Genomic DNA, 24,607 nt, shown 5'->3' on the forward strand with positions numbered 1-24,607 from the left:
CGATAACCTGCCAGGTGATGACGGAAGTCCGCCATCAGCCGACGGCTCCGACGCGCACCCGGCGGCTGGCGTCCCGCGCGGCGATCGAGGCCCACCGGCACGACGACCACCAGATCGTCTACGCGGGCCGGGGCGTTGTGGCCGTCACCACCGGCGCGGGTTCCTGGGTCGCCCCGGCCACCCGGGCCATCTGGGTGCCGGCCGGCACGGTCCACGCCCATGAGGCGCACGGCGAGCTGCAGCTGCACCTGGTGGGGCTGCCGGCGGCCGAGAACCCGCTGGCCCTGCACACGCCGACCGTGCTCGCGGTGGGCCCCCTGCTGCGCGAGCTGATCATCGCGTACACCCGTGCACCGGACGACGGCAGTGCCGAACGGGCCCGGTTGCGCGCGGTGTTGCTCGACCAGCTGAGGGCCTCGCCGCAGCAGCCCCTGCACCTGCCCACGCCCTCCTCGCCCCCGCTGCGCGCGCTGTGCGAGATCCTGCGCGCTGATCCGGCCGACGGCCGCACCCTGGCCGAGCTGGGCCGGGAGGTCGGGGCGAGCGACCGTACGCTGTCGCGGCTGTTCCGCGGCGACCTCGGCATGACGTTCCCGCAGTGGCGCACGCAGTTGCGGCTGCACCACGCGCTGGTCCTGCTGGCCGAGCAGACGCCGGTGACCACGGTGGCGCACCGGTGCGGCTGGTCCTCGGCCAGCGCGTTCATCGACGTCTTCCGCCGCACCTTCGGCCACACACCGGGCTACCGCCCGAAGGACACCGGCGGACCGGCCGACTGACGGCGTCGACGTCAGAGGTATGACGGGGATGTCAGGCGGAGACGGCCGTACTCGGGCGCGCGGGCGCACGTGCCCAGGAGGCCGCCCGCGTGGCGGGGGCCGCGCCGAAGCGGTTCGCGGGCGAGGATGGCGCAGGGGAACAGCCGGCCGGGAGGCGGATATGAGAGTGAACCATGTCGGCCTGGTGGTGCACGGCGGCCGCGCCGAGGCCGTGGCTGCCGCACAGGCGGTGCGCGAGTGGTGCGCGGAGCACGCCGTGGCGTGCGCCGACATCGACGTGTGGCAGGAGGGGGCGCGGCACAGCGCCCGTGAGGAGGTCGACGCGGCGGGCGATCCGGACCTCATCGTCACCCTCGGCGGCGACGGCACGTTCCTGCGCGGCGCCCGGCTGGCGGCCGAAAACGACGCCCTGGTCCTGGGCGTCGACCTCGGCCGGGTCGGCTTCCTCACCGAGGTCCCGGCCCCGGCGGTGCGCGCGGCGCTGGACGCGGTCCGGGCCGGACGCATCACCGTCGAGAGCCGGATGCTCCTCACCCTGCGGGCGTCGTGCCGGCTGGAGGTGCCCGCGCAGATGGAGGCGCTGCTGCGGTACGGCCGCGGGCCGATGCTGCCGCCGCCCCGGGTGCGGATGGAGTGCGAGACGGGTGACGACTGGGGCGTCGCGCTGAACGTCACGGCGCTGAACGACGTCGTCGTGGAGAAGCTCGCCAGGGACCGGCAGGTGTCGGTCGGTGTCTATCTCGCCGGCCGGCTCCTGGCCTGCTACTCCGCCGACGCACTGCTGGTGGCCACGCCCACGGGCTCGACCGCGTACAGTTTCGCCGCCGGCGGTCCGGTGGTCTCGCCGCGCGCGGAGGCTCTGGTGTTCACGCCGGTCGCCCCGCACATGGTGTTCAACCGCTCGGTCGTAGCCGCCCCCGACGAACCGATCGCGCTGCGGATTCTCGAACGGTCCGGCCAGGCCGCCGTCAGCATCGACGGCCAGCTGCGCGGTGTACTGAGCCCCGGGGACTGGATCGGCGTGTACGCCGCGCCACGCCGGCTGAAGGCGGTCCGGCTGGGCCCGACGGACTTCTACGGCCGGCTGCGCGAGCGCATGAACCTCACCGACGCGCCGGCCGCGCTCGCCGACGGGGAGGCCGCTCCCCTGTGGCCGGTCACCACACCGCCGCCGGGCGACCTCGCCCACCTCGCGCTGCCACCGGCTCCCGAGAAGGGGGCTCGGCCGTCGTGAGGAGGATGCGTGTGCGGGCCTCACGGCTGCCGCGGGCTTGACCGCACGGCGCGGCGGGCACGGCCGTGCCGCCGGCACTCGTCCGCGCCGGGCCTGGACTCCAGCAGCCGGGCGACCGGAACCACCTCGCCCGCTCCGCTCAGTTCGTCGGGGACGACTCCCGGCGCGGCAGCTTCCAGTTCGGTCGCGGGAAGTGGCACGTGTAGCCGTCGGGATAGCGCTCCAGGTAGTCCTGGTGCTCGGGTTCCGCCTCCCAGAAGTCGCCCAGGGGCTCCACCTCGGTGACCACCGGTCCCGGCCACAGCCCGCTCGCCTCGACGTCCGCGATCGTGTCCACGGCGACGCGGTGCTGCTCTTCGTCGCCGTAGAAGATGGCGGACCGGTAGCTGCGTCCGATGTCGTTGCCCTGGCGGTCCCTGGTGGTCGGGTCGTGGATCTGGAAGAAGAACTCCAGGATGTCGCGGTAGCTCGTGACGGTGGGGTCGAAGAGGATCTCGATGGCCTCGGCGTGGTCACCGTGATGGCGGTACGTGGCGTTGGGGGTGTCACCACCGCTGTAGCCGACACGTGTGGAGACCACACCCGGCTGCTTGCGGATCAGATCCTGCATGCCCCAGAAACAACCACCTGCGAGTACGGCCCGCTGGATTTCCACGGTCATCGGTGACTCCTGACACTCGAACCCGGCACCGCTGTCGGCATTCCGGCTTACCCGATCACCCTAATACCGGCCACGGACGTACTTGGTCTAGTCCTCTTGACGAGGCACCGTCCGGGCGGTTTGGTATGCACCAACGCGGCCGGTCCCGCACGGCACCACCCCGCCACCCCCCACCCCGCCCCACCGCTCCACGTCCGAGGGGCATCCCCAAAGGGGAATGTCATGCACCTGGCAAGAGTCACGACACACGTGGCTTCCGCATGCACGCTCGCCCTCATCACCACCGGCACGGCCGTAGCCCTGGCCCCCGCCGCCGGCGCAGCGGCGAGCAGCGTCTACTCCGTGGCCCCCTATGTCGACATGTCGAACAGTCAGGAGGGCCTGCTCGACAGCGCCGTCACCGGACACCACCTCAAGGCCTACACCGCGGCCTTCGTCCTCGGCGAAGGCTGCAACCAGATCTGGGGCGACACCCTCCCCGTCGGCAACGACTCCTACACCGACCCCGAGATCGCCAGGGCGGAGTCCGAGGGTGCGTCGGTCATCATTTCCTCCGGCGGGGCGAGCGGCGAGCCGCTCGCCTGGACGTGCTCCACCCAGAGCAGCATCGACGCCGGATACCAGGCCCTCATCGACGACTACGGCGTGACCCGGCTCGACTTCGACGTCGAAGGCGCCGCCGTCGCCGACACGGCGGCCGCGGCCCGCCAGATGCAGGCGATGAAGGACCTCAAGGCGACCAACCCGGGCCTGCAGTTCTCCATGACGCTGCCCGTGCTGCCGAGCGGACTCACCAACGACGGCGTCAACATCCTCAAGACCGCCAAGAACGCGGGCATCAAGATCGACGTGGTCAACATCATGGCCATGGACTACTACGCCGGCACCGGCACCGAGATGGGTCAGGCCGCCGTCTCCGCCGCCCAGGCCACGCTGGCGCAGATGCAGTCCGTGGACCCCGGCTACGCCTATGCCGACCTCGGGATCACGCCCATGATCGGCAAGAACGACGACGGTTCCACATTCACGTTGGCGGACGCCCGGACGGTGGAGAGCTTCGCCGCGCAGAACGGCGTCGGGCGGCTGGCATTCTGGTCGGTCAACCGGGACCAGCCGTGCAGCGGAAGCGCCGACTCGCTGCCCACGTGCAGCGAGATCAGCCAGGACAGCCTCGCGTTCACCGACGCGTTCGTGCCCCATGGGGGCAGCGGGGGCGGCGGCACGACCAGTGACTTCTCCCTGTCCCTGGCTCCGGACTCCGCTTCGGTCGCCCAGGGCGGCTCCGCGACGGCGGCCGTCTCCACGGCCGTCACCTCCGGCGGCGCCGAATCCGTCGGCCTCTCCGCCTCCGGCGCGCCCCCCGGCGTCAGCGTCTCCTTCAGTCCGGGCTCTGTCATGTCCGGCGGCAACGCGACCCTGACGGCCACGGTCGGCTCGTCCGTGGCCGCGGGCACCTATCCGATCACCGTCACCGGCAGCGCCGCGAGTGGCAGCCACAGCGCGGCCTACACGCTCACCGTGACCACCCGCGGGGGCGGCGGAGGTTCACTGACCAACGCGGGCTTCGAAACCGGCAGTCCGAGCCCGTGGACCTGCACGGGCGGCAGCACGGTGGTCACCGGCCCGGTCCACAGCGGCGGCCACTCCTTGCGGGTCGGTCCGAGCTCCAGCGGTACAGGGGAGTGCGACCAGACGGTCAGCCTGTCCCCCCACCACAGTTACACACTCACCGGCTGGGTCCAGGGGCCCTACGCATACATCGGAGTCAGCGGCGCCGCCGGCTCCTGGTCGAACAGCGCGAGTTGGAACCAACTGACGGTCGGCTTCACCACCGGCAGCAGCGGGACCGTCACCGTGTACGTCCACGGGTGGTACGGCCAATCCGCCGTCCACGCCGACGACTTCACTCTCGGCTAGACGTCGGCCGCCACATCGCGCGTGCGGTCCGCTGCCTTCCCCAGGGGCGACGGGCCGCACGCGTCGCACCGTCAGGGCCCAGGACGTCGCGGGTCAGGTGGTGTCGTGAGGCTGGTGCGGGTCAGGACGCGCGCTGGACTCCGGGGCGGGCAGATAGCTCGCAAGGCCGCGCAGGATGATCTCCAGGCCGATGTCGAACCTCTCGTCGGACGAGTCCGACACGATCAGCCCGGCCAAGGCGCGCAGATGGGGAAATTCAGCTGCGGGCAGGGACGCGAAGTACTCCTGCATCTCGTCGGCCATCTCACGCCAGTCGGGGCGGGCCGGCGACGAATCGTCACTGCCGTGCCGGGCGGCCCGGTCCTGCCACATGCCCTCCTCCAGGACGAACCCGTCGATGTAGGTGGAGATGAGATCCCCGGCCTCCGCCGCGATACGGTCGGGCAGCCCTGCGGTGCGGAAGATGGCGAGCAACGCTTCGACGTGCGGCAGAAGTTCGGCCGTGAAGGGAACATGGGCCATGGAGATCCTGGCCATGTCGCGGTGGGACAGCAGGCGTTGCCGTCCCGAACGGGCGTAGTCCCGCACCTGTTCCCGCCACCGCTCCGGGTCGGGCTCGGGCAGTGCGAAGCCGTCGAAGAGCCGCGTGTACATCAGCTCCAGGAGGTCGTCCTTCGAGCTGACGTGGGCGTAGAGGGCGGAGACCGCGACTCCCAGTTCGGCCGCCACCTGACGCATCGACAGCCCGTCGAGTCCCTGGCGGTCCAGCACGGTGAACGCGGCCTCGACGACCCGTTCCCGCGACAGCGGTGCGCGCGCGGGCGTCACGTGGGTGCGCACACGCCGCTCACGCTCCCAGGGGGACGGCGGGGGGGAGGTACGGGCGTCGGCGGCCTCGTCGGTCATGGCGCCAGTCTAGGCATCGCGGAGAACAGTGTTCTGCTGTGGTGAGCGGCCTTCGGAACCACAACAGACGCGATATATCTTGTCACGGATCACGGATTGCGCTATATCTTAATGAACGCCGTTCTCTCATCGAACACTGTTCTGCCAGGGGGTACCGATGTCCACCACCGGTGTCGCGTCCGTCGAGACGCCCACCGACTCACCAGCGCCCTACCGGTGGCGCTGGCCTGCGCTCTTCGTGATCCTCGCGGCCGAGGTGATGGATCTCCTCGACGCCGTCGTCACGAACATCGCCGGCCCGTCCATGCGAGCCGACCTCGGCGGAGGTGCCTCCACACTGCAGTGGCTCGCCGCCGCGTACACGCTGTCGATGGCCGTCGGGCTGGTCACCGGCGGCCGGCTCGGGGACATTCACGGGCGCCGCCGGATGTTCCTGGTGGGAGCCGCAGGCTTCACCGTGGGCTCGCTGCTGTGCGCGGTGTCCGTGTCGCCCGAGATGCTGATCGCCGCACGTGTCGTACAGGGGCTGTTCGGCGCGGTGATGCTGCCGCAGGGCCTCGGCATGATCAAGGAGATGTTCCCGCCGCAGGAGTCGCAGAAGGCCTTCGGCATGTTCGGCCCGATCATGGGGCTGTCCGCGGTGTGCGGACCGATCCTGGCGGGCTGGCTCGTGGACGCCGACTACTTCGGCACCGGCTGGCGGATGATCTTTCTGATCAACTTGCCGCTGGGCGCCGCGGCCTTCCTCGGTGCCGTGCGCTACCTGCCGAGGGGCCGGGCCGGCACCAGGCCGCGCCTCGACATCCCCGGCATGCTCCTGGTCTCACTGGCCGCGCTGCTCATCATCTTCCCGCTGGTCCAGGGCCGTGAGTACGACTGGCCCCTGTGGACGTTCGCGATGATGGCCGCCTCGCTGGTCGTCTTCATCGCCTTCGGTGTGTACGAGGCACGCCGCAGCAAGGCCGGCCGGGACCCGCTCGTCGTGCCCAGCCTGTTCCGCAAGCGCGGATTCAGCGGCGGCATGACGCTCGGGCTGGTGTTCTTCTCGACCATGCAGGGCTTCATGCTGGTCTTCAACCTCTACACCCAGATCGGTCTCGGCTACTCGCCGCTGAAGGCGGGACTCGTGATGGTGCCCTGGTCGGGCGGCATGATCGTCGGGTTCGGGATCGCTCAGGGTGTCGCCCGGTTCGGCCGGGCCGTCCTGCAGGCGGGCGCGCTGGTCATGGCGGTCGGCGTGTTCGGCGTGTGGCTGACCCTCGACATGGTGGGGTCCGGCGTCGGCCCCTGGCAGCTCCTGCCGTCCCTGCTCGGCACCGGAATCGGAATGGGCCTGCTGATGGCGCCGTTCTTCGACATCGTGCTCGCCAGCGTCGAGCAGCACGAGACGGGTTCGGCGTCCGGCACGATGACCGCGATGCAGCAGCTCGGCGGCGCGTTCGGGGTGGCCGTCCTCGGTACCGTGTTCTTCGGTCTGCTGGGCAGTGGGATCGCCGCCGCCGTCGACCACCACGCGGACGGCCTGCGGGGGCAACTCGCCGCCGCGCACGTCCCGCCCGCCACCCAGAAGCGCCTCGTGGCGGACCTTCGCGAGTGCACCTCGGACCGTGCCGTGGCCAAGGATCCTGCCGCGACCCCGGCGTCCTGCGCACGCCTGGAGAAGGACACCCGCGCCGCCGTGACCTCACCTCAGGCCGGCGCCCGGATACCCGGCGCGCTGCATGCCACCGCGACGTCGGCCTTCCGGAGCGGTTTCGGCTCCGTCATGAAGACGGTGCTGTGGATCGTCGACGGCATGCTCGCCCTGACCTTCCTGCTGGCGTTCCTCCTGCCGCGCCACGCGCGCCCCGAGGGAGCCGCCGGACACTGACGCGGGCCTGGCCCGCATCGGCGCCGACGGGCGGCCGGGCCCCTGAGAAGAGCCGGTCCGGCCGCCTCGTCCGCGTAAGGAGAGGATGACCGGGCTTCCCGTCTGCGTGAGGAGGGGCGGCCGGACCGCCCCGTCCGCGTGAGGAGGGGCTGGCTCCGGCGTTCCGTCTCGGTGTGGAGGGGCTGGCCCGGCGTCCCGTCTGCACGTGGAGGGGCTGCCGGGCCGCCCCGTCCCGCTGCGAGGGGCCATTGCGTCTGTATGAAGGCGCCCGTGCGACGCGCCGGGTTCGGGCGCCCGTGCTCCTTGCCCGTCGGCACCTGTGCCAGCGGCGCGCCGCCGTCGCCCCGCACCGCCGCGCCGTAGAGACGGGCCCGGTACGGGCGGTTGCGTGCCGGGAAGAGAATCGAGCCGCCGTGTGACCTCTGCGGAACGCGGGGCGCCGCGTCAGCCCTTCAGGGCCTCGGGGTTGGCGCAGTGGGCCAGTGGCTCGCCGCGGAGGAAGCGGGCGGTCTCGGCGGCGACGATCCGGGCGGCCTTGTGGGCGACCTCGCGGCTCGCGCCGGCGATGTGCGGGGTGAGGATGACCCCCGGGGTGGACAGCAGGCGCTCGCCGGCCGGTACCGGTTCGACTGGGAACACGTCGAAGCCGGCGGCTGTCAGATGTCCCGAGTCCAGCGCGTCGCACACCGCGTCGTAGTCGGCCAGGGCACCGCGGGCGCAGTTGACGAGGACGGAGCCGCGCGGCATGGCCGCGATCTGCGCCTGCCCGATCATGCCGCGGGTCTCGTCCGTCACCCGCGCATGCAGGGAGACGATCCGGGAGCTGCTGAGCAACTCGTCCAGCGACACCAGCCGTGCGACGCCCTCCACCGCCTCCGGCGGCACATAGGGGTCGTGGACGAGGACCGTGGCCCCCATCGCGGTCAGGACGCGGGCGACGCGCGAGCCGATGGCGCCGAAGCCGACCAGGCCCACGACCGAGCCGTCGATCTCGACTCCGCAGCGCGTGTAGTCGTAGTAGTCGCCGCGCCAGGTGCCCTGCTTGAGGTCGGTGTGGACGTCGCCGATCCCGCGGGCGGCGGCGAGGATGAGCGCGAGGGTGTGTTCCGCGGTGGCGACGGCGTTGCGGCCCGGGGCGTAGCAGACGGCGACGCCGTGCCGGGTGGCGGCCTCCAGGTTGGCGTTGACGGGTCCGCCCCGGCTGACGCAGAACAGCTCCAGATCAGGGCAGGCGGCCAGCACCCGTTCGGTGAGCGGGGCCATCTGGGTGACACAGATCCGTACGCCGCGCAGCGCCTCGATGAGCTCCTCCTCGGTTCCGGACGCCTCGTCGACCTCGGCGACCTTCCCGAACGGGGTGTGCGGCCAGGGCAGTCGGAGCTGACGGATGTCCAGGCCGGGGCCGGCGGGCACCGCGGCGCGCAGTTCCTGTTCGAGCAGCCCGGGCAGGACGAAGTGGTCGCCGGCGGCGAGGACGGTGGTGGGCACGGTGGTTCTCCCGGAGAGCGGTGGATCAGTGAACGGGTGCGTTGAGGCGGAGCAGGGACGCCTGGCCGGCGCGCAGCCGCAGTTCGGTCAGCGCGCCGTTGTGCAGGGCGGGGAAGACCTGGCGGTAGCGCGCGAGGGGAATGCCGAGCAGCTTGCACAGCACCAGGCGCAGCAGAGTGGAGTGGGCCACGACCAGGACACGCCCGTCGGGGAACTTGTGCGCGGCCTCCTGGAGGCAGTCGACCGCGCGGTCCGCCGCCGTGACGGGATGCTCGCCGCCGGGCAGGTGGTGGGCGACCGGGTCGGTGAGGAACGCGGCGAGTTCCTCGGGGAACGCCTCGGCCATCTCGGCGCGGGTGAGCCCGTCACCGCGGCCGAAGTCCACCTCGTACAGGCGCTCGTCGACCCAGGACGTCAGGCCGAGGGCGCTCGCCGCGGGCTCGGCGGTCTGCCGGGCCCGGGACAGCGGTGAGCACAGCACGGCGTCCAGGTGCTGCCCGGCGGCCCAGTCCCCCAGTTCGGCGGCCTGCCGGCGGCCGAGGTCGGTGAGCGGCACGTCGGTGCGGCCCGCGTAGCGGTTTTCGGCGTGCCAGACGGTCTCCCCGTGGCGGACGAGGACGAAGTCGGTCACTGCAGGGCCTTTCCGCGCGCGTGGTCGGCCACGGCCGCTGCCAGCCAGCCGCGCCGGACCAGCGCGTCGACGAATCCGAGGTAGACGGGGAGCAGGCGGGCGGTGCGGGCGGGGTCGGGGCGGAGTTCCTCGCGCAGCCGCACCATGGCGCCCGCGGCCTCCTCCAGCGTGGCACCCGAGGCGGTGGCGGCGAGCACCGCCATGCCGAGGGCGCTCTCGGCCTGCTCCGGCAGCCGGGCGGGGCGGCCGAGCACGTCGGCGCGCAGCTGCGCCCAGTAGCGGTTGCGGGCCCCGCCGCCGGTGAACGTGAGCGGACCGTCGACCGGGGCGCCGAGGTGGTCGAGGTAGTCGAAGCAGAGCCGTTCGAGCAGCGCCACGCCCAGCAGACAGGCGTGGAACTCCTCCGCGTCGCCCGAGGGCTCGCCGAGGACGAAGGACTGGGCGTCGGGGGCACGGAACGGGAAACGCTCGCCGGCCGAGCCGACCAGCGGGTAGACGACGGCGGTGGAGCCGGTCGCGGCGGCCCGCGCGGTCAGCGCGTCGAGGTCGGCGGGGCTCGCGCCGGGGAACCGGTGGGAGAGGACTCCGGCGCCGCTGCTGGAGGCGCCGCCGGGCAGCCAGCTGCCACCGGGGCCGCGGTGGCAGTAGACCACGCCGCCGGGGTCGCGGACGAGGTGGGGGCTCGCCCCCTTGAACACCAAGGTGGTGCCCAGCACGGAGTTCCAGGAGCCGGGCGTGAGTGCCCCGGCTCCGATCTGCGCGGCGCAGCCGTCGGTCATGCCCGCGGCGATGAGGGTGCCGGCGGGGATGCCGGTCGTCTCGGCGGCCTCGGCGCACACCGTGCCGAGGACGGTTCCGGGCCGCACGACGTCGGGCAGCAGCCCGCTGGGGACGCCGAGCGCGTCGAGTTCGGCCTCGGGCCACCGCTCGGCGACCAGGTCGTAGCCGGTCTTCAGGGCGTGGCTGGCATCGCTCGGGACCTGGTGCCCGGCGAGCCGCCAGGTGATCAGATCGGCCTGGTGCAGCAGGCGTGCGCCCGCCGGGAGGCCCGGGCCGCCCGGCCGGGTCGGGTCGTCCAGCAGCCAGAGCAGTTTGGGCAGCGCCCAGGACGGCTGCATGGCGCGATAGCCGAGCTTCTCCCACACCCGCGCGCCACGCGTGTTGACGCGGTCGGCGTATGTGTCGGCCCGGCGGTCGTCGTACATCAGTCCCGGGGTGAGGGGGACGCCTGCCGAGTCGGCCAGGAGCACGGTCCCGGAGGTGGCGTCCACGGCCAGGCCCCGCACCCGGCGCGGGTCGATACCGGTCAGGGCCTCGCGGCTGGCGGCGGCGAGTGCCGACCACCACTGCTCGGGGTCCTGCTCGTGGCGTACGCCGTCGCGGCGGCCGGTCAGCGGACGGGAGGCGGCGCCCAGCAGCCGGCCGGTGCCGTCCACGGCGACCGCGCGGGCGCTCTGGGTGCCGAGGTCGAGTCCGAGGTGGACCGCGTCGGATGACAGGGCGTCAGACATGCGGGACCTCCGGGGCACGGGCCGGGGAGGCGGCCGGTGCGGCAGTGGGCGGCGGGGCCGGGACAGCGGCGGGCGCGGGTGCCCAGCCGAGGGAGCGGGCGGCGTCGCGCCAGGTGAGGTACGTGTCGTAGAGCCCGTCGTAGAACGCGGCGCGTTCGGCGTCCGGTTCCCAGCTCGTACGCATACGGACGTACCGGGCGGCGGCGCTGTGCATGCTGCTCTCCGCCCCGGTGAGGACGAGACCGGTCAGGAATGCGCCCTTGGCGCCCAGTTCCGTGTCCGCGCTGCGGGCCGTCGGCACGCCGGTGACGTCCGCGATGAGCCGGCACCAGGCGTCGCTGGCGGATCCGCCGCCGCACAGGCGCAGTTCATGGACGTCGGTCCCGGACGCGGTCAGGCAGTCGCGGACGACGAGGGACAGTCCCTCGAAGACGGCGCGGGCGACATGGGCGGGGGTGTGGTCGAGGGACAGGCCCCAGAAGGCGCCGCGGGCGTGCGGGTCGAGGAACGGGGCGCGCTCACCGGCGGGCGAGAGATACGGCAGGAACGCCAGTCCGGCCGCGCCGGGTTCGGTGCCGAAGGCGAGCCTGCCCAGGGCGGCGGGGTCCTCGACGGACAGGGTGCGGCAGGCCCAGTCGAGGACCTCGGTGCCGGAGAGGGTGGGGAAGGCGCGCAGGATGCGTTCCCGGCCGCGATAGGCGATGTTGATGCCGCACGGCTCTCCCCCGGTGTCCGGCTCACGGCTGACGATCTCCGTGCACAGGGTGGTGCCGAGGATGGCGCACGCCTGGCCGGGGTTGACGGCTCCGGCACCACGGGCGGTGGCGGCGATGTCGTACGGGGCCATGACCACGGGCAGCCCGGCGGGCAGGCCGAGTTCGGCGGCGGTGTGGTGGGTGATCTCGGCGATGCGCTCGTGCTCGCCGAGGATCCGCGGCAGCAGCGGCTCGGCCCACTGCATCGCGAAGAGATCGAGGATCACGGGGTCGTACGCGCCCGTGGTGTGGTCGAGGAAGGGCGCCGACGCGTCGGACTCGTCGATGGCGGTGACCCCGGTGAGCTTCAGGAACAGCCAGCCGGCCGCCGTCAGCACGGTACGGGAGCGCCGCAGTCGCTCCGGGTCGTGCTCGGCGAGCCAGCTGAGCACCGCGTTCGGCATGCCGCTGCAGGTGAGGGAGCCGTTGCGGCGGAACGCCTGCTCCAGGACACCGTCGGCCTGCCAGCGGGTGAGCAGATCGCCGGCGCGCCCGTCGGACCACAGGACCGCCGGGCCGGTGGGACGGCCGTCGCCGTCGACCAGCCAGCAGCCGTCGCCCTGTGCCGTGAAGCTCACCAGCCACACCGGGTCCTGGGCGGGGCCGAGCTGGGACAGGACGCTGCGCACGGTGTGGACGACGCCGTTCCACACCGCGTTCATGTCCTGTTCCGCCCAGCCGGGACGGGGCCGCAGCACCTCGGTGCCGATACGGGCCACCGCCAGCTCCTGGCCCTGGTCGTCGAACACGACGGATTTGATGACCGACGTTCCGACGTCGATGGTGAGAACCGACATGACTGCAATACCTGCCCCTTCACAAAGGCCCGCGCCCGCGGAACGGAACGTCGGATCGAACGGTCCGGCCCGGGCGGCTCGCAGAAATCAGGAAACGCGCATCGGAAGGGGCCGTCAATCGGCCCGGCGACTTATCCCGCGGCCGGGCCCACGCGCCGTGTTAAATTCCCTTCCGGATCCGGCGCGCCACCGTCCGCGTGCGCCGCTCGCAAGGACACCGCGCAGGCCGGCGCCCATCCTCCGGCGTGTTACGTTCATGTGGGATTCTCATGAGCCTCTTCTCAGGAAGGAGCGGCTGCCATGGCCGGTCTGGACGCCCGGACGGACGCCCAGGAGGGGCGTCGGAGCCGGGTGCGTGAACTCGTCACGAGCAAGGGCTTCGTCCGTACCACCGACCTCGCGGCCGAGTTCGGCGTGAGCGTCATGACCATCCACCGTGATCTGGATGCCCTGCAGGCGCAGGGGTGGCTGCGCAAAGTGCGCGGCGGGGCCAGCTGCCTGCCCTCGACGCAGTTCCACGGCAGCGCCGGCGAACGCCTGTCGACGATGGTGCACACGAAGCAGCTCCTGGCGCGGGCCGCAGCCGAGGAACTCGCGCCCGGCCAGGTGGTGATGATCGACGACTCGACGACCTGTCTGCACCTGGTCCGGCACCTGTCGGAGCACACCCCGATCACCGCGATCAGCAATTCGCTGCCGGTCATCTCGGCGCTGGCCCGTGAACCCGGCGTGGCGCTGGTCGCCCTCGGCGGCACCTACTTCCCGGCCTACGACGCCTTCATGGGCGCACACACCGCGCACAGCGTGGAGGCGTTCCGGGCGGACGTGCTGTTCATGTCCACGACGGCGGTGACCGGCGGCCGCTGCTATCACATGTCGCCCGAGACCGTGCAGGTCAAGCGGGCCATGATGGCCGCCGCCTCGCGTCGCGTGCTGATCATCGACCACACCAAGTTCGCCAACCAGGGCCTGTACGCACTCGCCCCGCTCACCGACTTCGACCTGGTCCTCGTCGACGACGCGGCCCCCGTGGGAGAGGTACGGCGGCTGCGCGACAACGGCGTCCACGTCCGCACCGTCGCCGCGGCCCCCGGAACGCCCCGGCCGCAGGACGCCACGTGAACATCACACGGTTCTCACTCGGCGCACCTCACCCCGCAACAACCCACCAGCGGCCCTGAGCTGCGGAGACAGGCTGAACCCCGGACTGCCCGCACGGCGCCGGACCGGCGACTTAACACCACGGGACACCTGGCCGGCGAGGTCTTTCCCACGACGGATTGACCCCGCCCCGGAGCGGACTTTTCATCGGTCCCACGCCGTACGGCACTCCGCTCTCCCCATTTCCGCAAGAAGGTGGCCGCCGTGACCGTCCCCCTGAATCCTGCTTCTCCATCCGCAGAAAACGGACCACACACATTCCTGGACCGAATAGGCATTCCGAAGGCCCTGTGCTGGGGATTTCTCGGTGTTCTGATCTTCATGATCGGTGACGGTGTGGAATCGGGGTTCCTCTCGCCCTATCTACTGCACGAGGGCATCTCCAAGGAACGCGTGGCACTGCTGTTCACCGTGTACGGCGTCACCGCGAGCATCTCCGCCTGGTTCTCCGGAGCGCTCTCCGACCTGTGGGGGCCGCGCCGCGTGATGATGCTCGGCCTCGGCATCTGGGCCGCGCTGCAGGTGGCCTTTCTCGGCCTCGCCGTCCCGACCCACCACTACTGGCTGCTGCTGACCAGCTATGGTCTGCGCGGCTTCGGTTATCCGCTGTTCGCCTACGGCTTCCTGGTCTGGGTGACGGCAGTGACGCCCAGGCAGCGGCTCGGCTCCGCCGTGGGCTGGTTCTGGTTCGCCTTCACCGGCGGGCTGCCCACCCTGGGCTCGCTGGTCGCGAGCTTCACGGTGCCGTGGATGGGCACGTACCGCACCCTGTGGTTCGCGCTGGCCCTGGTGGCGGCGGGCGGCCTGATCACACTGCTCCTCGTGCGCGAGCCGACGGGCAGGTACCGGCTGGCTCCCGCCGGTGAGCGTCCGGTGGCCACGCTGCTCGGCTCGCTCTCCATCGTCTGGCGCAACCCGCGCATCGGCGCCGGCGCGGTGGTGCGCACCATCAACACCGCGGCCCAGTTCGGCTTTCTGGTCTTCCTGCCCGTGTTCTTCACCGACACGCTGGGCTTCTCGCTGACCGAGTGGCTGCGGCTGCTGTCGGCGATGTTCGCCACCAACATCTCCTTCAACCTGCTCTTCGGCCTGGTCGGCGACCGCCTCGGCTGGCAGCGCACCGTCGCCTGGTTCGGCGGGGTGGGCTGCGCGGTCACCACGCTCCTGCTCTACTACGGCACCGTGGCCTCCGGCGACGACTTCCCGCTGGCCATGGTCCTGGTGAGCCTCTTCGGCGCGACGCTCGCCGGTTATGTACCGCTGTCCGCGCTCATGCCCTCACTGGCACCGGAGCACAAGGGGCAGGCGATGTCGGCACTCAACCTCGGCGCCGGGGCCAGCACGTTCGTCGGCCCGGCCGTGGTCGCCCTCTTCCTCGGGCCGCTCGGCGTCGAGGGTGTGATGTGGATCTTCGCCGGGCTCTATCTGGCGAGCGCCGGCATGACCTTCTTCCTCACCCTGCCGGAACACTCCGACGCGGCCGGCGCCTCCGCGGTGCGGGCACCGGGCAGTGCCCAGAAGGTGTAGCCGCCCGCCGGTGCGCGCCGCTCCCCACACCGGAGGGTGGTGTGGAGCGGCGCGCGTGGAAGCCCTGCCCCAGGCGCCGAATGCGCGTGGGGCAGGGCGGTGTTTCAGCGCAGGACCGTGGCCCAGCCGCGCGACGCCAGGTCCACGGTGGGCAGCACCGTCCGGGGCAGCGCCGTCGCCGCGTGGGACTCGGCGGGCGGGGCGGGCGGGGTCGTCGGGCACAGTGCGCGCACGACCTGGCGGTTGAGGGCGTCGTCGATCGGGCTGTCCTCAAAACCGGAGCCGTCGGACTTGAGGCGCTCGTACTTCATGAGGTTCCAGCCCATGGCGACCTGACGCCTGCCGTCGGGGCTGGAGTAGACGAGGGTGCCGGCGCCGAAGACCGCACCGTCGTGACCCCAGAAGCGCCCGCAGCCGCGCACGTCGATGCTGTAGATCCCCAGTCCGTAGTTCATGCCGTCGGCCGCCGGGACGGTGCGCTGCATCTCCCGCAGGGCGGCCGGGCCGATCAGCTTGCCGCCCAGCAGGGCGCGGTAGAAACGGTTGAGGTCGTCGGTGGTGGAGACGAGCGCACCCGCGGTGTAGGCCCAGGACATGTCGTAGTCGCTGTAGTCGCGCGGCGGGTTGATCAGGCCGTAGAACGACTCGTACATGCGGGCGTGCGGCCCCTGGATGTACGGGGTGCGCGGGAACGAGGTGTGGTGCAGGCCGGCCCGGGCGATGACGTGGCGGGTGATGTAGGCCTCGGCGTTCTGGCCGGTCAGCTTCTCCAGGAGCAGCCCGGCGATGACGTAGTTCGTGTTGGAGTACGACCACTTCTCGCCGGGCTTGCCGGTTGCCGGGGCCGCCAGTCCCAGGCGGACCAGTTCTTCGGGACGTATGGAACGGAAGCGGTTCTCGTCGAGGCTGGCCGTCGAACCGTGGACGAGCGAGGGGAAAGCACCGGTGATGTAGTCGCCGATGCCGCTCGTGTGGTTCAGGAGCATGCGGACCGTGATCTGGTGGCCGCGCTCGCCCGGGACCAGGTCGGGGAGGTAGTCGCCGATGGGCGCGTCGAGGCGGAGGCGGCCGCGTTCCACCTGCTGAAGGAGGGCGACGGAGGTGAAGGCCTTGCTGACGCTGCCCACTCGGTGGAGCATGCCCGGGCGGACGGGGCGCCCGGTGTTCACGTCGGCGACGCCGGACGCGCCGGTCCACCGCTGGGAGCCGTCACGTACGGAGGAGTAGATGCCGTACATGCCCGCGTCATGGATGGCGCGGAGACCCGAGTTGAGCGCCGCGTCGTCCAGCTTGCCGCTGTGTAAAGGAGTTTCGGTCGCCTTCGTGGCCGGTCTGGCGTCCGCCTGTGCGATCGGTGCCGCGGCGGTCAGCACAAGCGTCGTACCCAGGACGGTTCCGACGAGCCGGAGGATGCGCAAGGGGTGTCCCTTCCCTGCGGTCCGGACCCCGTGCCCGGACCTCGCCCGGTCATCGTCGTCGATCATGGATGCGCCCTACATCCTTCTTGCGGAGGATCACGGGTGCCGCACTGTACGACCAAAGGCTGCCGCACCCCCCGCTCCGAAAACGCGGCGGACAGGGTGTCGCGGTTCGGATACAGCCAGGCGCGGCGAAAACTCCGGAAGGAGCAGCCCGTATCGACGCAGTCCCATTCCAGCCGGATATCGCCGCGTCTTCGCCAACCGCTGTCCATAAGGCGCCCTTCAGCTGCCTTCAACAAACCGTTATGTATGGCCAGCTCAATGTGATCGCCGTCTCCGTACCGCATGGAACCGAAGGGTCCCGTATTACGTCCACGGGGCGTCAAACCCCTTGCGGGCATGGCTGGTTAGCGCAAGTCCGTCCCGCATAGTGAGATATCCTGGTGCACAGACGCCCTGTTCGTCATGGGCGCGCCGCTTTTTCACACCCTCAGCGACACGGTCCACGCCCACCCCGGCCGACCGGCTCCGTCGCACCTCGCCGGTGATGTGCCGTGCCGGCGGTCCACGCCATTGAGCAGGAATTGATGCCCGTTCAACCTTTTGCGGAACTGGTAAGTTTCGCCCGCAACAACTCGCCTTTCTACCGTGAGCTCTATGCCCGGCTACCCGAGCAGGTGACGCGCCTCACGGATCTTCCGGTGGTACCCCAGGCCGATTTCTGGCGGGCCAATTCGCCCCGTGACAACCGGCTGCTGACCGCCCCGCTGGACGAAGCGGTCGTCTTCCGCAGCGGCGGGACCACCGGGTCGCCGAAGTTCTCCTACTACACCCGCACGGAATGGCGGGAGTTCACCACCGCATTCGGTGCCGGGCTCGTCCGTGCGGGACTGCGGCCCGGTCACCGGGTGGCGGACCTCTTCTACGCGGGCGACCTGTACGCCAGCTTCAGCTTCGTCCTCGACTCGCTGCACCGCTCCCCCGTGGCCAACGTCCGCCTGCCCATCGGCGGCGCGGCACCCTGGGAGTCCACCGCGGCGACCCTGGAGGAGTTCCGGGTCCAGGTGGTCGCCGGTACTCCGACCACGCTGTGCTCGCTCGCCGAGCGCCTCAGCCGCGCCGGCCGGACACTGCCGGACGTGGAGCTGCTGTTCTTCGGCGGGGAATGCCTTTTCGGCGATCAACTCCCGCTGCTGCGGGCTGCGTTCCCGAACGCCCGGCCTCGCTCCCTCGGGTATGCGAGCGTGGACGCCGGACTCCTCGGAGAGGCCGTGCCCGGTGATGACCCGCGCGTGCACAGGGCGTTCACGCCGTACACGGTGGTCGAGATCCTCTGCGACGAGACCGACCGTCCCGTCGAGGCGAACGCCGTGCCGGGGCGGCTCGTCGTCACCGACCTGCGCAGGCGGCTCATGCCGGTGCTCCGGTATCCGGCGGGCGACCGGGCCGAGTGGGTCGACCGGGACGCCGGTGTCTTCCGCATCCTCGGCCGCGCGGAGGAGGGCGTGCGGGTCGGTCCCGTCTCCCTGTACACCGAGGACGTCCATCACGTCGTCGAAGCCGCCGACGCCTCGGGCGAGGTGACCGGGCTGCAGCTCGTCGTGCGGCGGTGGGACGGCCGCGACGGGCTGGTGCTGCGGCTCGCGGTCGCCGACCCGGGCAAGGACCATGCCCGGCTGGGCGAGTCCGTCGTGGCCGCGCTGCTCGCGCAACGCCCCCTCTACGCGACCGCGACCGCCGCCGGGCACGTGAACCCGCTGACCGTCGAATGGGTGCGGCACCGGGACCTCGCGGTCAACTCCCGCTCGGGCAAGCTCATCCGCGTCATCGACGAACGGCCGCACTCGTGAGCCCGGCACCCGCGCAGATACGACGTCTGCCCCTCGTCCTGCGCAATGCGTCCTTCGGCCGGGTCTGGACCGGTCAGCTCCTCACCCAGGCGGCGAGCAGGATGTTCCAGGTCGGCGCGGTCTGGTGGCTCGTCGGCTTCGCCGGCGGCGCGCACCGCGGCCTCGCCTCGGGCCTGTTCCTGATGGTGAGCACCCTGCCCGCGGTCGCGCTCGCTCCGGTGGTCGCGCGCATCGTCGACCGATGCGCGCACCGCACGGTGCTGGCCGGCGCGGCGGCCGTGGCGGGGGCGGTGGCCGGCACGGCGGCCGTCGTGGCGTACGCCGGACTGCTGCCGGTGGCCGCCGCCTACGCGGTCGGGCTGGCGCTGGCCGCCTGTCAGGCGGTGTTCGATCCGTGCCTGACCACTTCGGTGCCGGAACTCGTCGAGGACGCCGACATCGAGTCGGCCACCGGATTCGAGCTGTCCACCCAGTCCGTCGCCGGGCTGTGCGGCGGGCTGCTCGGTCCGCTCGTCGTCGACGCGGGCTCACTGGCCGCCGTCGCCGCCGCGTGCGCTGCCGCGTACCTGCTGGCCGCCCTGCTGGTCGGCTCCGCCCGCTTCCCGAGGACCGGGGCCGGGCACGCGGACACGGACGAGGCGTCTCCGAGGCGGCGCACGCTGCGCCAGGTCCTGGCCGGTCTGCCGTTCATCCGCCGGGTGCTGGTGTGTTTCGCCGCCGCCAACGTCTTCACCACCGCTGTCTACGTCGTGATGCCGCTGTACACCCGGGAGGTGCTGCACGCGACCGGCTCGACCGTGGCCTCCCTGGAGGCGGCCCTCGGCGCGGGGACCCTGGTCGGCTCCTTCAGCGGCGGGCGGCTGCCCGGCCGTCCGGTTGCCGTGGGCAGTGTCTGCCTCGCGGTCATGGCCGCGGCCCTCGGCCTTCCGGGGCTGCTCGCCGGGCATGCGGCGGCGGTCGTCTCGATGGCCGTCGCCGGGTGGTGCGTCGGTGTGATCGGCGTGCGGTTCGTCGCACTGTTCCAGCGACTGGTGCCCGCCGCCGACAAGCCGGGGTTCTTCGCGGTCATGCAGGCGCTGCTGGGTGCCACCTTCCCCGTCTCCTCGCTCGTCTTCGGGGCACTGGGCGACCATCTGGCGGCCCGCACGCTCTGCCTGGTCCAGGGCGCGGGTCTGGTCCCGGTGGCACTGGCGCTGTGGTGGCTGGGCCGCCGGTCCGACGCCGAAGCCCGGCGGACGCCCGTCGCGCAGGAGCCGGCGGGGGCGGCGTCGTGACCGCCGTCCTCTCCCCCGCCTCCGCCCAGGACATCGCCGAACTGCGGCAGTTGTACTTCGAGGTGTACGGGCACGGTTATCCGGTGCCGCTCGGCAGCGACCCGGTGGTCATGCGCCGGCTGATCACCGACGGCACCGCGCACTGGCTGACCGCCCGCACCGCCGGCGGCGCCCTGGTGGGCTCGGCCGTCGTGGTGACCGAACCGGGCAGCCGCATCGGCAAGCTCGTCGGCCTCGCGGTGCACCCCGGGCATCGCGGCGGCGGGCTCGCCTCCCGGCTGACCGGGGCGGTCTGCGCCGAGGCCTTCGCCACAGGCGGCCTCGACTCGGTGTACGCCACCGTCCGCCTGGTCACCGAAGGACCGCAGCACGTCGTCGTACGCAACGGCTTCCGGCCGCTCGGCCTGCTGCCGAACGCCGTCGAGGTCGAGGGGTGCGAGACCCTCGCGCTGTTCGCCCGCTACGCCGACGGGGTGCTGGAACACCGCGAACCGGTGGCGAGCGTGCCCGAACGGCTGTCGCCGCTGATGTCCGCCGTATCCGCCGGCGTCGGCATCGACTACGCCGGCACCCGGCACGTCCCCTCCCGCCGCACGGTGGGCACGGCCTCCGGTGCCGAGCCGATCGAGCTGATCACCGCCCCGGCCTTCGTGCGGCGCCGCTTCCTGGAGCTGTTCCCGGAGCCCGACGACCGCTTCTTCCCGCTGCACACGCCCACCGCGCTCCTGGTCGCCGCCGACGGCAGCTTCGAGGCGTACGCCGACCTCGACGCCGTGGCGGGCAGCTGTGCGCTCGTCGCCGTCCATCCGCGTCCGGCCGCGGTGGCCGGCGCCCTGGAAGCGCTGATGGCCGCGGTCACCCGGGCCGGCGCGGACTACGCCGAGGCGCTGCTGCCGCTGGCCGACGCCGAGGCCCTGGAGGTGTTCCTCGCCTCGGGGTTCGTACCCAGCGCGGTCTACCCGGCGATGCGCCGCATCCACGACCGCCTCCACGACTACGTGGTGCTGTCGCGGACCAGCCGTCAGATCGACTTCCGCACCACCGCCGTCAGTCCGCTGCTCCAGCCGTACCTCGGCGCCTACCTGAGTGCCTGGACCGCCACCTATCTGCCCCTTCACGAGGTGTCCCGATGAAACCCCATCTCGCTCCCGTCGAGGTTCCCGACCCGGCGGCGCTGGCCCATGTGCAGCAGCTGTGCGACCTGGCCGAGCCGTACGCGCACGGCCAGGTCGCGGACGAGCTGTTCGCCGCCGCCATGGCGGAGACCAACGCCTGGCACGCCCGCCGCTCCCCGTTCTTCGCCGCCCTGCTCCAGGACCCGGCCGAGACGCCCGCGCCCTCCGTCGGCGACGGGGTGCGCACCCCGCTGGTGCCCGCCGCCTTCTTCAAGCGCCATGAGGTGCTCTCGATCCCGCGCGAGGAGGTGTTCCTGCATCTGACCTCCTCGGGCACCACGGGCCAGAAGTCGCAGATGTTCTTCGACGCGTGGACCATCCGCTCGGCCCAGCGCATGGTGGCCCGGATCTTCGACCACTACGGCTGGATCACCCCCGAACAGCCGGTCAACTATCTGCTGTACAGCTACGAGCCGGCGCCCGCGCTGAAACTGGGCACGTCGTTCACCGACAACTACCTGTGCGACTTCGCTCCGGCCCGGCACACCACGCACGCCCTGCGGCACACCGGCAGCGGCCACGAGTTCGACGTGCACGGCTGCATCGCGGCGCTCCAGCGCTGTGCCGAGGACGACGTACCGGTCCGCATCCTGGGTTTCCCGGCGTTCCTGTACTTCACCCTGGAGCGGATGCGGGCGATGGGGCTGCCGCCCCTCACCCTGCCCGAGGGGTCGCTGGTGGTGCTCGGCGGCGGGTGGAAGGGCCACGCCGACCGGCAGATCGGCAAGGAGGCGTTCTACGCGGAGGTCACCGACCTGCTCGGCGTGCCCGGGGACCGCGTGCGCGACACCTTCGGCTCGGTCGAGCACTGTGTGCCGTACGTCGAGTGCGCGCACCACCGGCTGCACGTGCCCGTGTGGTCGCGGGCGGCCGTACGCGACACCGGGACGCTGCGCCCGCTGCCGTACGGCGAACGCGGTTTCCTGCACCTGGTCAGTCCCTACATCACCTCCGTGCCCGCACACAGCGTGGTGATGGGCGACCTCGCGTCGCTGCACCCGGGTGAGGAATGCCCCTGCCCGCTGTCCACCGACTGGTTCACCGTGCACGGCCGGGCCGGGGTGAGCCGCAACCGCAGCTGTGCGGTGGCCGCCGCCGAACTGATGAAGGGAATGTCGTGACCGCCTCCGTACTCCACCCCGTGTCCCACCCCGAACTCCACCTGTGGCAGGGGGAGCTCGTCGACGAGGCCGAGGCCGGCCGGCGGCTCGCCGGGCTGCCGGAGCTGGCCGCGCGGGTCCTGACGCGTCCGCTGCCCACCGACGTGGTGCTCGGCGCCTGCGCCGCGGTCGGCCGCGACCTGGCCGATCCCGCCTCCGCCCTGTACGGCCGCCTCGCCGGGCAGCTGCCCGCCGACGACGCCGCGGCCGTTCTGGCCGAACTGGCCGGCGTGCTCACCCGGGAGGCGCTGGAGCGCAAGCTGCGGCGGGAACTGGGCGGCCTGCGCCCGGAGCGGCTGACCCGGCCGGACGCCCGCGAGACGGTGTACGAGGCCTGGGCGCCCGTCGGCCTGCTGGTGCACATCGCGCCGGGCAACGCCGCGGCCGTGGCACCGCTGAGCGTCGTGGAGGGACTGCTGGCGGGCAACGTGAACGTGCTCAAGACCAGCAGCTCCGACTCGCGCCTCGCCCTCGACCTGCTCGCCGCGATCGGTGCGGCCGATCCCTCCGGACTCATGGCCGAACGGATCATCGCCCTGCGCTTCCCGTCCTCGCGCCGCGCGTGGATGGAGGCGCTGTGCGGGCAGGCCGACGCCATCGCGGTGTGGGGCGGCGAGGACGCGGTGCGCGCGGCGGGCGAACTGGCGCCGCCCGGCTGCCGGGTGGTCGAGTGGGGCCACCGCATCTCCTTCGCCTACCTGACCCTGCGGGCCGCGTCCGGCGACGGTGTCCTCGACGCGCTCGCCGAGGACGTCTGCCGGCTCGAACAGCAGGCGTGTTCCAGCCCGCAGGTGGTCTACCTCGACACCGACGACAGCGAGGAGCTGTACGCCTTCGCCGGACGGTTCGCCGAGCGGCTCGCGAAGGTGTCCGCGGCACGGCCGGTGTCCGCCCCGCCCGGCACGGCCGAGCAGGCGGAGATCACCACCGTGCAGCAGCTCGCCCGGCTCGAACAACACCTGGGCCTGACCCGCGTGTTCTGCGCCGAGGACGGCTCCTGGCGGGTGCTGGCCGACACCCGGCCCGCGCTCGACGCCTCCCCGCTGTACCGCACCATCTGGGTGAAACCCCTGCCCCGGCCCGCGGTCACCGCGACCCTGCGCCCCATGCGCCGCTATCTGCAGACCGCGGCGGTCGGAGGCGACCGCGCCGACGTGGCCGCGCTGTCCCGCGCGCTGTTCGCGGCGGGCGTCACCCGTGTCACCCCGGTCGGCTCCATGCTGGACGGCTACGAGGGCGAACCGCACGACGGCGTCTACGCGTTGCAGCGCTACAGCCGCCGGGTGAGCGTGCGCGCCGCGGACGCCGCCTTCGGTACGGTGGCCTGCCTGGACGACCTGGTGGCGGCGCCGGTGCTGCCCCCCGCGCCGCACGCACCGCTGCTCGGCAAGGAGGGCGTACAGCACGCGCTCGCCGCCCTGGACCCACGCCATGCGCACCTGCACTTCCGCAGCGGGGGCTCCACGGGCGCGCCCGCGCTGTCGGTGTTCACCTGCGACGACTACGACAACCAGATGCGTGCCGCGGCGGACGGACTGCTCACCGCGGGCTTCGACCCGGCCCGCGACCGGGCGGCCAACCTGTTCTACTGCGGCGGGATGTACGGCAGCTTCATCAGCTTCTTCTCCATCCTGGAACGGCTGAACGCCACCCAGTTCCCGATCGCGGCAGGCCCCGACCACGCCTCGGTGGCCGAGGCACTGGTCACCCACCGGGCGGACACCGTCTTCGGCATGCCGTCCTACCTGTGGCAGCTGTTCCACGCCGAGGCGGACCGGCTGAGCGCCTACGGCGGCATCCGCAAGGTCTTCTACGGCGGCGAGCACTTCACCGCCGAACAACGCCGGGTGCTCACCGAGGAGTTCGGAGTGGAGGTGATCCGTTCCGCGGCGTACGGCAGCACCGATCTGGGACCGCTGGGCTACCAGTGCGCGTCCTGCGACGGCTCGGTCCATCATGTGCTGACCGACCTGCACACGCTGGAGATCCTCGACCCGCACGAGGACCGGCCGGTGGCGCCGGGCGAGCCCGGACGGCTGGTGTTCACGTCCCTGGCGCGGTCCGGTCAGCGGCTGGAGCGCTATGAGATCGGTGACATGGGGCGGGCGGTGCAGGGGCCGTGTGCATGCGGCAGCCACGTGCCTCGGCTGGAACTGCTCGGACGCTACGGCGACGTCGTCCGTGTGGGCACGTACTTCGTCAACTACCGGCGCATCGTCCGGGTGCTGGAGGAACGGCTCGGCTACCACGGCGAGGTACAGCTGGAGGTGGCCCCGGATGCCGACCGGGAGCGGCTGACGGTCCGGCTCGACGAGCAGTACGCGCCCGGTCCCGAGGTCGCCCTGGCCGCTCTCACCGCCGAGGTGGCGGAGCTCGCCTCGGCACGGACAGAGGGGCTGTTGTCCCTCGCCGTACGGACCGCCCGGCGGGAGGAGTTCGAGCGCACCCCGACCAGCGGCAAACTGCGCACGGTCATCGACCTGCGCTAGG

Annotated in this window: 18 protein-coding genes; 11 read left to right on the forward strand and 7 right to left on the reverse strand. The window is 72.0% G+C overall.

The genetic code is table 11. The features are described 5' to 3' along the window. The first annotated feature begins 17 nt into the window (after positions 1–17). Together ACIGXP_RS01085 and ACIGXP_RS01090 are read left to right on the forward strand one after the other, a co-directional pair. Positions 18–779, forward strand: coding sequence for an AraC family transcriptional regulator (locus ACIGXP_RS01085; RefSeq protein WP_399762747.1), 762 nt, complete (start codon positions 18–20; stop codon positions 777–779). Positions 780–939: 160 nt separating this feature from the next. After that, positions 940–2,013 (forward strand): NAD(+)/NADH kinase, encoded by a 1,074-nt coding sequence (locus tag ACIGXP_RS01090; protein ID WP_399762749.1) that lies wholly within the window; start codon positions 940–942, stop codon positions 2,011–2,013. Positions 2,014–2,152: 139 nt separating this feature from the next. Here ACIGXP_RS01090 and msrA read toward each other — a convergent pair whose 3' ends face one another. After that, entirely contained in the window at positions 2,153–2,674 is a 522-nt protein-coding gene (msrA, locus tag ACIGXP_RS01095; protein ID WP_363219412.1) for a peptide-methionine (S)-S-oxide reductase MsrA, read from the reverse strand. A gap of 249 nt (positions 2,675–2,923) precedes the next feature. Between msrA and ACIGXP_RS01100 the strand changes: the two genes are divergently transcribed. Continuing rightward, positions 2,924–4,591, forward strand: a complete 1,668-nt coding sequence (locus ACIGXP_RS01100; RefSeq protein WP_399762751.1) for a carbohydrate binding domain-containing protein — start codon at positions 2,924–2,926, stop codon at positions 4,589–4,591. A gap of 93 nt (positions 4,592–4,684) precedes the next feature. Here ACIGXP_RS01100 and ACIGXP_RS01105 read toward each other — a convergent pair whose 3' ends face one another. Continuing rightward, positions 4,685–5,497 (reverse strand): TetR/AcrR family transcriptional regulator, encoded by an 813-nt coding sequence (locus tag ACIGXP_RS01105; RefSeq protein ID WP_399762753.1) that lies wholly within the window; start codon positions 5,495–5,497, stop codon positions 4,685–4,687. Positions 5,498–5,654: 157 nt separating this feature from the next. Between ACIGXP_RS01105 and ACIGXP_RS01110 the strand changes: the two genes are divergently transcribed. Beyond that, positions 5,655–7,367 (forward strand): MFS transporter, encoded by a 1,713-nt coding sequence (locus ACIGXP_RS01110; protein ID WP_399762755.1) that lies wholly within the window; start codon positions 5,655–5,657, stop codon positions 7,365–7,367. 444 nt (positions 7,368–7,811) lie between these two features. Here ACIGXP_RS01110 and ACIGXP_RS01115 read toward each other — a convergent pair whose 3' ends face one another. The 4 genes from ACIGXP_RS01115 to ACIGXP_RS01130 are packed head-to-tail and all read right to left on the reverse strand — an operon-like array spanning position 7,812 to position 12,549. Continuing rightward, the gene (locus tag ACIGXP_RS01115; protein WP_399762757.1) at positions 7,812–8,855 is read right to left on the reverse strand and encodes a 2-hydroxyacid dehydrogenase; all 1,044 of its coding nucleotides are present in this window, start codon (positions 8,853–8,855) and stop codon (positions 7,812–7,814) included. Positions 8,856–8,880: 25 nt separating this feature from the next. Beyond that, entirely contained in the window at positions 8,881–9,486 is a 606-nt protein-coding gene (locus ACIGXP_RS01120) for a histidine phosphatase family protein (protein ID WP_399762759.1), read from the reverse strand. Continuing rightward, positions 9,483–10,997, reverse strand: coding sequence for an FGGY-family carbohydrate kinase (locus ACIGXP_RS01125; protein ID WP_399762761.1), 1,515 nt, complete (start codon positions 10,995–10,997; stop codon positions 9,483–9,485). Before ACIGXP_RS01125 ends, ACIGXP_RS01120 begins: the two co-directional genes overlap by 4 nt. Then, positions 10,990–12,549 carry an FGGY-family carbohydrate kinase gene (locus ACIGXP_RS01130; RefSeq protein ID WP_399762762.1) on the reverse strand — a complete coding sequence of 520 codons (1,560 nt, stop codon included), beginning with the start codon at positions 12,547–12,549 and terminating at the stop codon, positions 10,990–10,992. Before ACIGXP_RS01130 ends, ACIGXP_RS01125 begins: the two co-directional genes overlap by 8 nt. A 300-nt stretch (positions 12,550–12,849) precedes the next feature. Here ACIGXP_RS01130 and ACIGXP_RS01135 point away from each other — a divergent pair, with 300 nt between their 5' ends. Both ACIGXP_RS01135 and ACIGXP_RS01140 read left to right on the forward strand, forming a co-directional pair. Then, positions 12,850–13,671, forward strand: coding sequence for a DeoR/GlpR family DNA-binding transcription regulator (locus ACIGXP_RS01135; protein ID WP_399762764.1), 822 nt, complete (start codon positions 12,850–12,852; stop codon positions 13,669–13,671). Positions 13,672–13,914: 243 nt separating this feature from the next. Further along, positions 13,915–15,237 carry an MFS transporter gene (locus ACIGXP_RS01140; RefSeq protein WP_399762765.1) on the forward strand — a complete coding sequence of 441 codons (1,323 nt, stop codon included), beginning with the start codon at positions 13,915–13,917 and terminating at the stop codon, positions 15,235–15,237. A 104-nt stretch (positions 15,238–15,341) separates the two neighbouring features. On the opposite strand, the gene ACIGXP_RS01145 is transcribed toward ACIGXP_RS01140, so the two are convergent. Next, the gene (locus ACIGXP_RS01145; RefSeq protein WP_399763512.1) at positions 15,342–16,655 is read right to left on the reverse strand and encodes a serine hydrolase domain-containing protein; all 1,314 of its coding nucleotides are present in this window, start codon (positions 16,653–16,655) and stop codon (positions 15,342–15,344) included. A 590-nt stretch (positions 16,656–17,245) separates the two neighbouring features. On the opposite strand from ACIGXP_RS01145, the gene ACIGXP_RS01150 reads away from it, so the two are divergent. From ACIGXP_RS01150 to ACIGXP_RS01170, 5 genes are read left to right on the forward strand one after another with little or no spacing between them, the layout of a single operon-like run. Beyond that, positions 17,246–18,508: a phenylacetate--CoA ligase family protein gene (locus tag ACIGXP_RS01150; RefSeq protein ID WP_399762766.1), complete on the forward strand. Its 1,263-nt coding sequence runs from the start codon at positions 17,246–17,248 to the stop codon at positions 18,506–18,508. Further along, complete coding sequence (locus tag ACIGXP_RS01155; RefSeq protein ID WP_399762768.1) at positions 18,505–19,782, forward strand: MFS transporter; 1,278 nt, start codon at positions 18,505–18,507, stop codon at positions 19,780–19,782. The genes ACIGXP_RS01150 and ACIGXP_RS01155 overlap by 4 nt, the downstream gene beginning before the upstream one ends. After that, positions 19,779–20,915, forward strand: a complete 1,137-nt coding sequence (locus tag ACIGXP_RS01160; RefSeq protein WP_399762770.1) for a GNAT family N-acetyltransferase — start codon at positions 19,779–19,781, stop codon at positions 20,913–20,915. Before ACIGXP_RS01155 ends, ACIGXP_RS01160 begins: the two co-directional genes overlap by 4 nt. Further along, the gene (locus ACIGXP_RS01165) at positions 20,912–22,078 is read left to right on the forward strand and encodes an acyl-protein synthase (protein WP_399762772.1); all 1,167 of its coding nucleotides are present in this window, start codon (positions 20,912–20,914) and stop codon (positions 22,076–22,078) included. Before ACIGXP_RS01160 ends, ACIGXP_RS01165 begins: the two co-directional genes overlap by 4 nt. Next, positions 22,075–24,606: an acyl-CoA reductase gene (locus ACIGXP_RS01170; RefSeq protein ID WP_399762774.1), complete on the forward strand. Its 2,532-nt coding sequence runs from the start codon at positions 22,075–22,077 to the stop codon at positions 24,604–24,606. The genes ACIGXP_RS01165 and ACIGXP_RS01170 overlap by 4 nt, the downstream gene beginning before the upstream one ends. Position 24,607 lies beyond the last annotated feature (1 nt).

Origin of the sequence: Streptomyces sp. NPDC053069, assembly GCF_044546895.1 — a bacterium.
Lineage (GTDB): Bacteria > Actinomycetota > Actinomycetes > Streptomycetales > Streptomycetaceae > Streptomyces.